Origin of the sequence: Salinicola acroporae (genome assembly GCF_003206615.1) — a bacterium.
Classification (GTDB): domain Bacteria; phylum Pseudomonadota; class Gammaproteobacteria; order Pseudomonadales; family Halomonadaceae; genus Salinicola; species Salinicola acroporae.
Genome location: NZ_PZJW01000018.1, coordinates 1 through 13904, shown reverse-complemented (window position 1 = coordinate 13904; position 13904 = coordinate 1). Strand labels below are relative to the sequence as shown.

Sequence of the window (13904 nt, the reverse complement as noted above, 5' to 3'; positions counted from 1 at the left end):
GGGGCTCTCCTCAAGGAACCGGGACGACCACGGTCTGGCCGTTGATGATGAACGCCGCCGAGTGACCCTCGATCGACGACAGATGCCACTGCCCGATCCTCTGCCCCTCACCTACCAGGCGTAGATCACTCAAGCGCCCGGCAGCCCCGGATGCCACGGCGAGATAGCTGCGCCCGCCACGCAGCTCGACGCCCGACACCGAGAACGGCGGTGACGGCGGCTCGGTTTGACGTCGTGTCTGACGTTGAGGGCTTGGCTGGCTTTGCTGGGTGCTGGTCTTTTGGCTGGCTCGGAGCTTGCGCACCTCCTCGATCGACGACTCGAGCGACTGCTCTTTTTCCTGCGCCGCACTGAATCGCACGTCCACGGAGCTGGACAGCTCATCGAGGCGTTGAGAGAGCGCCTGGACGCGCTCGGGCAATGCCTGCAGCGGCGAATCCTGTCGGCTCGTCTCGAGATCGTCGAGGCGTGAAGCGATTTCGCCAAGGCGGTTGCTGGTGCCCTCGGCCTGACTACGCCGCTCGTCCTGTCCGCTCTGCAGCTCTTCGACCCGCACGCGCAGTTGGTCGATGACCTGCTGCTGAGACTGCAACCGAGACTCCAGCGTCGGCCCCTCCGGCTCCGAACCGGCAAATAGAACGAAGTAGATGAGCCCCAAAACGGCGAGAGTCCCAAGCCCCAGGAGCGTCAACCGTAGCGGGCTCCAACGTCTGCGACTCTCTGCGTAGGGGGTGTAATTTGGCACCTCGTGGCCGGTTTCCTCGCGGTTGGCGTCACTGAAGTCCTGTCTGTCGTCATCATCGTGATGGGAGAACGAGGGTTCGCGACGACCGACGCTTCCCGTATCCGAATCGACTGGCGCTTCCGATCGAGGCTCCTGCTCCGGATCACCGGAATCGACGGGCCGCTGGCGATCATCCGTCATGACCGGTCTCCTCGATCAGTCGCTGATCGCGTACCTGGTAGCAGATGGTTCGCGCAATGGGGTCGGCCTGAACCTCGAAAGCACTACCGGCGAGAACCTGCAGGGCCTCGCGAAGCGGCATCGGCCCCAGACGGAAATGCGCCGCCGGCAAGGGTCGGCTGTAGAGCATCTGCTGCGGTTCACCCTGGGGAGCACAAAGGCTGTAACCGGTGTGCTGCAGGGTGTAGCGCAAGCCATCCCCCACCGATGGGCTCATGGAGGCAGGGATCGAGACATTGACGGTCTGCTCGAGGAGGTTACGCTGCTGCAACGTGGCGTTGGCCGTGACCAAGGCGTAGCGCCCGCCTCGCATCACCTCGACTCGTGACGCATTGCGATCACGGTAGACATCAGGCTCGACATCGTGGGTGGGCTGATCCAGACCGGTGGCCACGACGCGGGCATGATGCCCTTTCTTGTTTCCCGCAAGGGCCATCTTCTCGGCGTCGGGATAGTCGGCGGCCAGGCGCTCGCTCTCGCTTGGCTGCTGGGAAGGTTGCTGATGCGCGCAACCGGCGAGCAGCGCAATGAAGAATGCTAACGGGACGACACGGGTTTTCTGGAAGGGATACATCGAGTTTGGCCTCGCGCGGGGGAACCTGAATGATCGTGATCGGGTTCACCGTGCCGAAGGCCGAGGGTACTCGCGACGGGAAATGTTAATTGCACCAGCAGGGATTTCTTAGCTCTATCGAGGCCCTACCTAGTGACGATACTCATTTGAAAAAAGCCTTGATCCGGTAATTGCTTAGTCCTGGTTGATCAGAGGGCACTCGTCATCAGCCCCTGGATAATTTTCAGGTCAACATTTTCTCCCGAAATTTTTAATTGCGACTAACGTCGGATACCCCTATTTGCATGTGATTGCATACTCTTGGATACAACGCATGGCATGAGTCACTGAATATTGATGGAGAATCGAGATGGCAACACCCCAAACGGTCTGGGCAATGCTGGAGGAGCAAGCGGGGAAGCATCCAGGTGGGTTGGCTGTCCACGACGCCAGTGATATCGGTAAAGGGCAGGATTTCAGCTATCGCGAGTTGCATGACAGGGCCTTGAGAACAGCTGCGTTTCTAGAGTCAAACGGCATAAAGGCAGGCGACAGCGTTGCCTTGCTGATCCCCAATTGTATTTACTGGCTGGATGTTTTTTTCGCAGCGGCCAGGACCGGGGCACTCTTGGTGCCACTCAACACTCGTTATCGCGAAAATGAAATTCACCACCTTCTGGAGACCAGCAAGGCCAAGATCCTGTTCACAGCGGCCCAGTTCGAAAGTGTCGATTTCACCGATCGTCTGCATGGTGCACTGAGTGATGGCTCCCTACCATCCTGCCTCGAGCACGTAGTCGATTACAGCGATACGCTCGACAATCTCCCCGGAGGCATTACGTTGCACGCGTCGACGTCGCCTCTGAACAGGGAGCCGACGTCCAGCTCGGCCAGCGTCGGGACGTCAAATCCGCTAATCGTGTTCGGGACTTCTGGGACTACCTCTGCGCCGAAGCTAGCCATCCACACCAACGAAACCACCCTGCCGCATTTGCGTGCGTCAACGGCGTGCTTCGACGTACCACCGGGTCGCTTCCAGTTGTCGGTATTATCGCTCTCGGGCACCTTCGGCTTCGTCCCGGCCATGGCGGGTCTCCTCCATGGCATCCCCTTGGCACTACTGCCGATCTACAACACCGAGCGAGTGTTGGAGAGTATCGCGACGTTGCCCATTCATCTCATCGTTGCTGCTGAAGGGTCACTACGCGATCTCCTCGATACCCTGACTCCCCAGAATTGCGGGGGCCTAGCCCAGTTGATCACCGCCGGGCTCGCTATTCAGGACATCGTGGATAAGGCAAGCGCTCTGAACATCACTGCCAGAAACGTCTACGGCTCAAGCGAGGTATTCGCTTTTGCTGGATCGGCGCTGGTGAGCACGGACCGGGAGCACCGCTGTCTGCCGGGCGGCGACGTGGTCAACCCATCCATGCGTATTCGCGTCATCGACCGAGAGACCGGTAACACACTTCCAGTGGGTGAAGTCGGCGAGCTCCAGTTCAAGGGAGGAAGTCTGTTCACGCACTATCTGAATAATCCAGAGGCCACGCAAAAAGCGTTCACCGAGGATGGCTGGTTCAAGACCAACGATGCCGCCAAATTGCTGGCCGAAAGTACTTTCGAATACCTCTCTCGAGGTAATGACACTCTCCGTCTCGGTGGCTACTCGGTGGCTTTCGTCGAAATCGAGAGTGCCATCGAGTCCATGAGCGGCGTCAAGCAAGCGCAAGTCGTGGGCGTCAAGGATGAGCGCAGCGGGGACGATATTGCTGTAGCTTTCGTCTTGGCCGAAGGCGTAAACACGCCGAATGCATCATCGATAATAACCCACTGCAAAGCCAATTTAGCAAGTTTCAAAGTGCCAAAACATGTCGAAATCGTGGCGCAATACCCCACAACACCCAGCGCCAATGGCGACAAAGTTCGCCGTGATTCGCTTCGGCAGCAGGCCCGCGACATCCTCAGCCACTTAAACGAAGAAGGGAGTGATCATGTCTCAGCATGATACATCTCATGATGATGAGAAAGCAGTCTCGAATATCTCGAGAGTCACTCATGATTCCGTGCATATCCATGGTATCGACCTAATCGCCATGCTGGGAAACGTCAATCTCGGTGACTTCGCCTTTCTAGAACTTTTCAAACGCTTGCCGGAAGAACGGGAGTCGATTGTTTTCAATGCGCTTGTTGTGGCTCTGGTAGAACATGGTCTGATGCCGAGCGCTATTGCCACGCGAATGACTTATCTAGGCGCCCCCGAGTCGATTCAAGGCGCCGTCAGCGCTGGGCTTCTAGGGCTGGGTAATACTTTCGTAGGCACGATGGAAGGCTCGGCACGACTCTGTCAGGAATTCATGGCGGAAGGCGCCGGTCCCGAAACTGACATCGAGGCAGCGGCCGAGCACATCATCACCCACTACCGCGAGCAGAAAAAGGTCATTCCGGGAATCGGCCATCCTGTGCACAAACCTCGCGATCCGCGCGCGGACAAGCTGATGGCAATCGCCGTGGAACAGGGCTTCGACGATACCCCGATTCGTCTGATGCAGGCTATCTCCGAGCAAGCATCAAGGCGCTTCGACAAAACGTTACCGGTCAACGTGACCGGTGCCATCGGCGCTATCGCTACCTCCATGAACATCGACTGGAAGATTACCCGCGGGCTGGGCGTCATGGCTCGTGCAATCGGTCTGGTCGGGCACATCCTTGAAGAGACTCGGACCCCCACGGCCCAGAAAATATGGAATCGCGCCGAACGCGAGTGCAACGAAGACACTGACCCATCGAATTGAGTCGAGAACCATCATGAAATGTCGTGCTGCTGTCATGTATGAGCAGGGCAAACCTGCTCCTTACGCCGAGTCGCATCCCTTGGTAGTGGAAGAGATTACGCTGGCACCGCCAGGCCCGGATGATGTCCTGGTCGAAATTGCTGCGGCCGGCCTTTGCCACTCGGACCTCTCCGCAATCAACGGTTCACGGATACGCACACTGCCAGCCGTCGTCGGACACGAATGCTCAGGTATCGTCCGAGAAGTTGGCAGCAACGTCACTGAGCTGAAAGCCGACGACCACGTCGTCATGGCATTCGTATCGAGCTGCGGATGCTGTGAATTCTGCCAGGATGGCCGAGCCAATCTCTGCGGCTCGTCGTGGGAGTCTCGCAAGAATGGCACTCTGCAGGGTGGAGGGCGTTATATCCAGCGCGCCAGCGATAGCGTAGAGCTAAACCACTACAGCGGCATCTCGGCTTTCGCCGAATATGCAGTGGTGTCAAAAAATTCGCTGGTCAAGATCGATCCCGCTATTTCACTAGAAGATGCTTGCATCTTCGGCTGCGCGGTGCTGACAGGCGTTGGTGCGGTGGTCAACACGGCCAAGATCGCGTTGGGCAGCACGGTTGCAGTAGTGGGTTTGGGCGGTGTCGGTCTCAGTGCAGTGCTAGGCGCCAAAGCCTCGGGTGCTGCAGAAATTTTTGCTTTCGATGTCAGCAACGACAAGTTGGATCTGGCCCTGACCCTGGGGGCGACGCAGGTGTTCAACGTTACCGACCCCGATCACGTCGAGCGAGCCCGTGAGGCATCTCGGGGCGGCTTGCAGTTCGTGTTCGAAATGGCCGGAGTGCCCGCCGCAACGGAGACCGCATACGGCGTCGTCAGACGAGGCGGAAAGGTGGTTCTTGCTGGCTTGCCAGATCCCTCCACGCGCTTTGAGTTGCCGCTCGAGTTTTCGGCTTCCAACGAAATTGCAGTCGTTGGTAGCTATATGGGTAGCAGTGTGCCGCGCCGTGACATCGTGCGCTTTCTGACGATGTATCAGTCCGGACAACTACCGGTTAACAAACTTCGCTCTGGCACGGTGACCTTGGACACGATCAATGAGGGCTTTGATCGCCTCGCCAAGGGCAAATCGGTTCGCGACCTGCTGATCTTTCCTTCCTGATTCTGCGAGATCCTGACATGCAATTATTTATTGACAGCCAATGGCGTGACGGCGAGGAAAAGCAAACGCTGCATGATTGTTACGACGGACAAGCCTACGGCGAGATTCCGGTGGCCTCTGACAAACAGATAGATGCGGCTGTCGCCGGCGTCAGACGGGGTTTTCAGGAGAACAAGCTGACGCCGATCAAACGCGCCGAGATTCTCTTTAAGGCCGCCGAGATTCTCGAAAGCCGGCGCGATTCGCTCCAGGTGCAGCTACGCCATGAAGTCGGTTTTCCCGACGTCGACTCAATCAATGAAATCAACCGTTGTGCCCGCACGCTGGCGCTGTCCGCAGAAGAAGCCAAACGCGTTCTCGGTGAACTCGTGCCCATCCAGGCGACGCCTGGTCCCACGCCTCGCTTCGGCTACACGGTCCGTGTGCCCAAGGGCGTCGTTTGCGCCATCACCCCTTTCAACTCACCGCTCAATACCGTGGCCCACAAGATTGCCCCTGCGCTGGCCGGGGGGAATGCAGTTATCGTCAAGCCGTCCGAGGTCGCGCCGGGCAGCACGCTGGCGCTGGTCCAGGCCCTTCTTGATGCAGGCTTACCACCAGCGCTGATCAGCGTCGTTCACGGTCCTGGTGAAACGGTTGGCCAACAGCTGCTGGAAGATCCGCGTATCGACTATTACACCTTCACCGGTAGCACGGCCGTTGGCAAGAAGGTGCGAGACGCAGCAGGCATTCGCGGCACCCAACTGGAACTCGGCAGTATCGCCAGCACCATCATCTGCGCCGATGCCGATCTAGAGAAGGCCGCCAAAAAGTTGATTTCAGGTTGCTTTCGCAAGGCGGGGCAGGTGTGCACCTCGGTCCAGCGTCTCTATGTCCACCGAGACGTCTATCAAAAGTTCAAAGAGACTTTTCTACCCTTGGTCGAAAGTACGCCTTGGGGATCCCCCGAGAAAAGCGAGACGGTCGTCGGCCCCATGATCAACCTCGACAACGCTAAACGTGTGCATAGCTGGATCGAGGAGGCCGTGAACGCCGGAGCCTCGCTATTGTGCGGTGGTCGGCGCCACCATAACGTGGTCGAGCCAACGGTGCTTGAATTCGTGCCAACCGACGCGCGTCTCTTTTCGCAGGAAGTTTTTGGCCCGGTCGTGTCGCTGGTCGAATACGATGATCTGGAAGCGGCAATCGACTCTGCCAATGCCACCCCTTACGGCTTGGCCGTCGGCGTTTTCACGAATAGCCTGGATCTTCCCTTCCATCTTGCCGATCGGCTGGATTTTGGCGGCATACATATTAACGAAACCTCCAGTTCCAGACTCGATGTCATGCCATTCGGCGGCGTCAAGGATAGCGGGTACGGCAAAGAGGGCCCGCATTACGCGATCCGAGACATGACCGACGAGAAGCTGATCACGATCGCCTACTGATCGATCAATACCGGCAATCCATGAGGCGCCCGCCAACGCGCCCTTTCCAATCGTGACTGGCATGCACAGGGCTGGTGAGGTCGCAGCGACTTCGCCAGCCCCGTCAAGCCGGAGTTCGAAGGTATGCACTCATGAATCACACGCTCTACTGGGAAGACTTCAGAGCTGGACAACGCTTCCTGAGCGATACATTTTCCTTCTCGGCTCAGGATTTCACCGATTTTGGCCATGTATCCGGTGATCGCCATCCCATGCACATGCCACAGGCGGATCGCAACGGTGAACCCTTGATTGGCCATGGGCCGCTGGGATTGGCGCGCTATTTCGGCACGCTGAACGAGATGGGGTTTCTACAAAAATCCATCATCGCCCTGCTCGATACGCATTGGCATTATCGTCGGCCGCTAGAGCCTAATCAGCCTCTTCATTATGAAACCGTCATCACCGGTACTCGCCTGACATCAAAACGCGACCGTGGCATCGTCCGCCGCTGCATCCGGTTGCTCGACGCCGACGATCAGGTGATGCAGGAGGGCACCTCCTCGGCAATGGTCAGAACACGCCATGAGCCGGATCCCAGTAAGCAGACCGATCAGGACTTGTTGGGTGTGGCCTGGTGCAAAGTACTGGCAGAGAAGCTAAATGCGCTCGACGAATTCAGAGAATCCCTACAGCTGTTTGATGGCTGCATCGCGCTAAGTAGTGAGTACAACACGACCCAATTGCGTATCTACAAAGGTCGAGTTATCGATGTAGGCCGACGTACACCCAAGGGAGCGGATTTCACGCTTTCCGGCACAGAGCTCGCCTGGGTCGAGCTGTTTCGTAGTGATCGTGTCGACTTCGTCGCAAGGGCCACTCATGGCGAATTCAATGTGTCGGGCAACGTGTTCGTCTATCTGCAGATCACCAGCGCCATCGTACAACTCGTCGAAGTCGCCAAGACGCTTATACCGGCAGGAGATCGCTAACCATGAATAGCTCAGCACACTATCTGGATATCGATGGCCGGCCGGGTTTTGTCATGACTTTCGGCAGCGGCAAGCCCGTCGTCTGTATCCACACAGCCGGCCAAAGCGCATTGCAATGGCAAGAGAGCATCAAGGGGCTGGTAGAGGGCGGATACCAAGCGATCATTCCCGATCTGCCGGGGCATGGTCATTCCGAGGAACCAGCGACCGGTCCAGTGGAAGACCTGGAGTATTACGCCAGTTGGATCATCGAAGTCATCGAGCGTCTGGAACTTGACCGCCCCTATGTGGTGGGCTGCTCGATTGGTGGCAAGATCACCTTGAGCCTAGGCGTTCGTTACGCCGCCAAGCTATCGGGCATCGTCGCTATGGCCGCCGATGCCCTCAATGATGGCCAAAGCGAACGCGCGTTGCGCAAGAACCTCCAAGACAGCGTATCCCCCAGCCGTTCGGATCGAACCTATTACGGCACCCTCGCCGCGTGTGGCGCAAGCGTCTCGAAAAAACGCGTCGAGCGAATCGCAGCACGCCATCGTCGAGAAGATCCGCAGGTCGCCCTCCGTGACCTCATTGGCTGGGCACGTCACGATATCTCCGGCCAGCTTGACCGTATTACCTGTCCGGCACACCTAATCGTCGGTGACGACGACTTCTGGCTTTCACCACAGACGGTCGAGGCCACTGCCAGAGAAATCCCCCATGGCCGCTATACACGACTCGAAGGCATTGGCCATTATCCCATGGAAGAAATTGCCGACTTTGGCAGCCAACTCGTCAAATGGCTAAGTGAACTATAAAAACTCAAGTGACTCAGGAGTGACCATGAGTACGCCCGCACCCTCTCAGCAAGTCCAAGACAGATCGGTTGCCCGGAAAGCCGTTCGAGGCGCATCGCTAGGCTTCGCGATCGACTGTTATGATATTTATCTGCCGATCATCGCCTTGGCGCCGGCAATCGCCTACTTCCTTCCCCCAAACACCAGCCTTGCCGATTTTGCACTCATCAATGGCCTGATATTCGCCGCGACACTGTTGGGGCGCCCATTGGGTGCAGTGATGTTCGGCAATATCGCCGACCGCTCCGGACGAAAAAAAGCGACTGTCATTGCCATGTTTGGCTCCGGGATTGGCACTTTGATAATGGCAACGATTCCTGGCTACGAACACATCGGCCTTGGCGCTATTTCCAGCATCATCGTCTTGCGCTTTCTAACCGGAATTTTTCTCGGTGGACAATATACGGGCGCAGTACCATTGGCCATGGAAAGCGCGGGGCCACAGAAGCGAGGCCTTTACGGTGGACTGATTTCCATGGGCTTTCCTATCGCGTTTTGCGTCGTCTCCGCCATCACCTATATCATTCTGACGTTGTCAGGACCGTCCGATGGATCAACGGATGACTTCTACCATCAATGGGGTTGGAGAATTCCATTCCTCATCGGAGCCATAGCCACGCTATCATTCACGTTATATTACCATCAGACGGTAGTAGAAAAAGCCAGAAATCCAGTAGTAAAAACCGAGCAAAAAAGCCCTTTTATCCAGCTATTCTCTGGGGAAAACTCTAGAAGCCTGCGCCAGGTATTTATTCTTATGACCGGTGTCTGGCTGCTATCCAACGCCACCAGTGCGTCATTTCCCGGCACGCTACGATCATTGGAAAGCATGGGCAATACCCGCGCGACACTGCTGATCGTCCTTTATCAAATTGCATTGATAATTATCTACCCGCTGGCCGGTGCGCTAAGCCAAAAAGTCGGACGCAGAACGTTTTTCATCATCACCGGTATACTAGGTATGGTGGCAGCACCCATCATTTATACCATCATCATTAGCGGAAGCTTGGAAAGCAATGTCAGTTACCTGATCTTGACGATCGCTCTCGTGACGTGTTCGATCTGCACTTTCGGTTGCACTGGCTCCTATCTGTCGGAGCGCTTCCCCGCCTCAGTGCGATCATCTGGTTATGGTGTTGCCTATAGCGTGGCCATCATTATCCCGGCCTTTTATAACATTTACGAAAATTGGCTATCGGCTTTCATGCCACTCCAATACACTACTATCACTCTCTACGTAGTTGGAGGGCTATTAGTCACAATCGGAGCTATACTCGGACCAGAGACTCGACACATAGATCTGAGAGAAGACAGATATCAATGATAATAGTTAATCGACTACAACACCGCGCAATCGCGCGGTGTTTTTTTATTATCTTGAAAACACAACACACACCATCTCAAGAAGACCAAAATGAGGTTGAAATACAGACAAAAGTCTTGGTTATAGGAATCGATATTGCCACATAAGTGGTTAGAGGATACGCTGCCATCATCCTTAGCTTTTGAGTTGGAGATATGACGTGAGCGAAAAATCCTCTCGTTCGGAGCAAGCCTACCAGAAGATTCTGGAAGGCATTCGTGAAGGCTCTCTGAAGCCAGGGAGTCGAATCAAGGAATCCGCTATTGCCGAGTGGATGAATTTCAGCCGCACTCCTGTCAGGGAGGCGCTGAAGCGCCTCGAAGCTTCCGGCTTGTTGGTTGTGGCACCTTACAGCGGCATGCAGATTGTGAAACTAGGCTATCAGGAAGTGATGGAGCTCTATCACATGCGCGTGGTGTTGGAAGCCTCTGCTGCCGGCCTCGCTGCCAGGCACGCCAGTGACGCGGAGATCTTTTCGCTCAACGAAATACAGAAACGCTACGAGTCCGCTCAGGGGGCAGCGGAGCAGGCGCGCCAGAACCGCATTTTCCACAACGCCATCTTCCATGCCGCTCATAACCGTTACCTGCTTAAATCCTTGAACTCCCTACGCGATTCGATGGCACTTTTGGGCAAGACAACTTTCGAGGTTCCTGGGCGCTCTCAGGAAGTCGTCGATGAGCACAAGGAACTTTTCGATGCCATTGCCGCGAGGGACGAGGAGCGTGCACAGAGAGCCGCCACCCATCATATCCTGGAAGCACAGAAGGCACGTATCCAGATGATTGGCGATGAACTCGACGATTATCAACCCTCATCGTCCTGAGATCGCCACTCATTTCATACCCCGCAAATGCCGAGCGATCACGCAGAAGACTCGACGAGCATTATCGCCGAGTCTTCTGATCAGGAGAAGTCCTTAAAACTCGAACTCTTTGCGACAACATCTTTACCAATCATGCGGATTGGGCATATCTCTCATTGTGATATTTGATCAGCGAGGCGATTCGAAAAAAAACATGAATAAACTTACTAAAGGGTAAAATTGCAAATAGTGCACCCACTACCCCTAAATGAATAATGAGTAGAACGCCCATGGCAGAAGTTTCCCTCAGCGCCAACAACGCAATACCCGTCACACTAACCCAGAACAGCAAGTTCAGAAATGCATAGTCCATTCCGAAAACAGCTTTCCACATTGGCCCGTCGTGCATTTTAAGCTTAACCCAGGTCAGCCCGGCGGTACCAATAATAATACCAATACCACCAACCGTTCCCAGTAGTACCGGCAAGCTGGTATAGGCATAGGGTGCCACCCAGCCAAAAAAATGATCATAAATCGTCGCTACCGATGTCGCCGCAAAGCACAGCAAAAATCCGTACATCATACTGTGATGGAATCGTCGGCGACGGTTGCTGAAACGGCTACTTTCATCATTGCATCCCTGACCGTCACTTCCGAGATTTTTCAGGGACATTGCATCGTGAAACGCCCGCTTAAGCGGCTGCCAAGCAAACAGGTAATGCCACTTTCCACCGATCTCCCGCCAGTACTTTCGCACCCCCAGTGCAATAGCCAACACATCGAAAATCGCGATCGCTCCTGCAATACCAACCATGAGCTCGTAAGGAATGATCTTATAAAAAGCCCCGGACCCATTTTGCACCGAAAATAGACTGCTGGCATCGACGAACAGCAAACCTGCCAGCATGACCAAGGTTAGAATCAACGCACTGACAAGCGATACAATCGTTCCATTACGTTTAAAAACACGCCCCAGTGACGCCGGCCAGACATAGGTTTCATAGCTGGCCATCCTAACCTGTGTGAGCGCTTTCGGCACATTCATATCGAAAACGTGCGGTGTCGTATATTGGCAAGCGTGATAGCAGCCCGTACAGTTATGGCATAGATTCGCCAAGTGATCGATATATGACTTGTCGAACTCCCGCTTCATCTCGATAGCGGGGAAGACAGCACAGAGCCCCTCGCAGTACCGGCATGAATTACAGATTTCTACATTGCGCCGCGCTTCCTGCGTAACATCAAGCACACTAATCGATTCCATGAGCTGCCTCCCTACCTGCAGTAATACCGAATACCGTTCCTATCGCCATACCGATACCAGCCAGATAACCTTGTCCAAGAATGTTGCCCGCCATGATTTCTCCAGCGGCAAAAATAGTGTTCGATGGTCCGCTTTCCTCGAATATCACTTGAGCACGATCAGTCACTTTGACTCCCATGTAAGTGAAAGTGATGCCCGGCGCGAGGGTATAGCCATAATAGGGGGGCGTATCGATGGGGCGAGCCCAATTGGTCTTGTCTACCGCCAATCCATGAGTGCGACAACCATCCAACCGGTCCTTATCGAAAGGCGCATCTCCGATCGCCGCATTGTAAGCATCGAGAGTTTGCTTCAAAGACGCGGGCTCTAACCCCAGCGTCGTTGCGAGCTCTTCGACCGAATCTGCCACGAGCGGCGGAAAAACCGAGGGCATGAAATCACCTATCGCCTTACTGTCGATGATGACGTATCCGACCTGATTCGGCTGCCTGGCGATCAACCGTCCCCAGATGGCGTAGCGTTTTGGCCAGAAGTCCTCGCCCTCGTCATAGAAACGTTGGCTGTGTCGATCAACGACGATACCAAAAGACACACAGTCCAGACGTGTAACGATGCCGCCATCATACTTCGGAGCGCGACCATCGATCGCAACGGCATGGCATTGATCTGGTTCACCGACGATGACCGCGCGATGACGCATTAGCTCCTTCAGCATCAATCCTTGATTGAACTGCGTTCCACGGATCAAGAAGTTCTTGGCGCTAGGCCCCCAAGCTTCTTCCAGCCAATCGGTATTAGATTCGAACCCACCCGAAGCGACCACGACACGACTCGCAAAAACCTCATGACGGATACCCTTGCAAAGAACGATAGCTGACCCAAACTCCCCTTTTTCGATATTGAGACGCACCGCTTGAGCGTCGAATACAAACTGTACTCCCTTACTTTCTGCAGTGTTGTAATAGGCGTTAACCAACGCCCTGCCGCCACCCAGAAAAAAGGCATTGGTCTTGGAAAGGCTGAGAGTTCCACCTAAGGATGGCTGAAAACGCACGCCGTTTTCCGCCATCCAGTCATAGGCCGAGAATGATTCGCGAATCGTCTTGCGAGCGAGATCGACATCCGTCTTTCCCTTGGTCACACGCATGAGATCCTCGTAATACTCCTCCTCACTATAGGCGCCAGCCAAAATGCCCTTTGGCGCCTCGTGCATGCATCTGAAATTACGCGTGTGCTGACTGTTACCGCCTCGAAGGGACTCTGGTGCGTGCTCGATCAACAACACGCTCTTACCTTCATCAGAAGCACTGATAGCCGCGCACAGCGCCGCGTTCCCGCCACCTATGACCAGGATGTCGGTGTAGAGGGGATCACCTGTCTTGAAATCACGCAGACCCATCGTCAGTCTCATCCTCGGAATGCAATTGAACACAAGCGTATACAATAAAATTTCCTGCGGCAATAAGCCCAAAGATGTAGGCAAAGCTATCTAGTCAGGGTCACTTCAAGTTGACTACGGGCAATGAAGCGACCCCAGCTATTAGCCATATCCAGACCCTTGCCCCGATACCCCTCACCTCGGCTACCATCACATCCGAGTCATACGGGGCCAGCTGATAGGTCAAATAGTCACTCGTAGGTTGCTACTTGATTCATCATTCGGATAGGAAACCCTCGGGGCGTGACCCCAATGGGTGAGTGGTCTCGGTAGCGACTTAGATCAGCGCGACCCGCGTCATCGGACGAGTGGCGAAAGTGTCAAGTGATCTTACCCAGCAA

At 55.3% G+C, this 13904-nt stretch carries 12 protein-coding genes; 8 read left to right on the top strand and 4 right to left on the bottom strand.

What is annotated here, in order from left to right:
• Positions 1 to 10 precede the first annotated feature (10 nt).
• Together DOM54_RS19195 and pilL2 are read right to left on the bottom strand one after the other, a co-directional pair.
• On the bottom strand, positions 11 to 925 hold the full coding sequence (locus tag DOM54_RS19195; RefSeq protein WP_110717870.1) for a coiled-coil domain-containing protein: 915 nt from the start codon (positions 923 to 925) through the stop codon (positions 11 to 13).
• Positions 915 to 1538: a PFGI-1 class ICE element type IV pilus protein PilL2 gene (gene pilL2, locus DOM54_RS19190; protein ID WP_110717869.1), complete on the bottom strand. Its 624-nt coding sequence runs from the start codon at positions 1536 to 1538 to the stop codon at positions 915 to 917. The genes DOM54_RS19195 and pilL2 overlap by 11 nt, the downstream gene beginning before the upstream one ends.
• A gap of 349 nt (positions 1539 to 1887) precedes the next feature.
• On the opposite strand from pilL2, the gene DOM54_RS19185 reads away from it, so the two are divergent.
• The 8 genes from DOM54_RS19185 (at position 1888) to DOM54_RS19150 (ending at position 10882) form a co-directional block, all read left to right on the top strand.
• Positions 1888 to 3522, top strand: a complete 1635-nt coding sequence (locus DOM54_RS19185; protein ID WP_110717868.1) for an AMP-binding protein — start codon at positions 1888 to 1890, stop codon at positions 3520 to 3522.
• The gene (locus DOM54_RS19180) at positions 3509 to 4309 is read left to right on the top strand and encodes a citryl-CoA lyase (protein WP_110717867.1); all 801 of its coding nucleotides are present in this window, start codon (positions 3509 to 3511) and stop codon (positions 4307 to 4309) included. Before DOM54_RS19185 ends, DOM54_RS19180 begins: the two co-directional genes overlap by 14 nt.
• A gap of 13 nt (positions 4310 to 4322) precedes the next feature.
• Positions 4323 to 5459 (top strand): zinc-binding dehydrogenase, encoded by a 1137-nt coding sequence (locus DOM54_RS19175; RefSeq protein ID WP_110717866.1) that lies wholly within the window; start codon positions 4323 to 4325, stop codon positions 5457 to 5459.
• A gap of 17 nt (positions 5460 to 5476) precedes the next feature.
• Positions 5477 to 6886 carry an aldehyde dehydrogenase family protein gene (locus DOM54_RS19170; protein ID WP_110717865.1) on the top strand — a complete coding sequence of 470 codons (1410 nt, stop codon included), beginning with the start codon at positions 5477 to 5479 and terminating at the stop codon, positions 6884 to 6886.
• A gap of 131 nt (positions 6887 to 7017) precedes the next feature.
• Positions 7018 to 7857 (top strand): MaoC family dehydratase, encoded by an 840-nt coding sequence (locus DOM54_RS19165; protein ID WP_110717864.1) that lies wholly within the window; start codon positions 7018 to 7020, stop codon positions 7855 to 7857.
• A 2-nt stretch (positions 7858 to 7859) separates the two neighbouring features.
• A complete protein-coding gene (locus DOM54_RS19160) occupies positions 7860 to 8654 on the top strand; it encodes an alpha/beta fold hydrolase (RefSeq protein ID WP_110717863.1) in 795 nt (264 codons plus the stop codon).
• Between the two features lie 25 nt (positions 8655 to 8679).
• The gene (locus DOM54_RS19155; RefSeq protein WP_110717862.1) at positions 8680 to 10017 is read left to right on the top strand and encodes an MFS transporter; all 1338 of its coding nucleotides are present in this window, start codon (positions 8680 to 8682) and stop codon (positions 10015 to 10017) included.
• 199 nt (positions 10018 to 10216) lie between these two features.
• Positions 10217 to 10882: a GntR family transcriptional regulator gene (locus DOM54_RS19150; protein WP_162619940.1), complete on the top strand. Its 666-nt coding sequence runs from the start codon at positions 10217 to 10219 to the stop codon at positions 10880 to 10882.
• A gap of 130 nt (positions 10883 to 11012) precedes the next feature.
• On the opposite strand, the gene tcuB is transcribed toward DOM54_RS19150, so the two are convergent.
• Together tcuB and tcuA are read right to left on the bottom strand one after the other, a co-directional pair.
• Entirely contained in the window at positions 11013 to 12125 is a 1113-nt protein-coding gene (gene tcuB / locus DOM54_RS19145; RefSeq protein ID WP_110717860.1) for a tricarballylate utilization 4Fe-4S protein TcuB, read from the bottom strand.
• Complete coding sequence (gene tcuA, locus DOM54_RS19140; protein WP_110717900.1) at positions 12112 to 13524, bottom strand: FAD-dependent tricarballylate dehydrogenase TcuA; 1413 nt, start codon at positions 13522 to 13524, stop codon at positions 12112 to 12114. The genes tcuB and tcuA overlap by 14 nt, the downstream gene beginning before the upstream one ends.
• Positions 13525 to 13904: the final 380 nt, after the last annotated feature.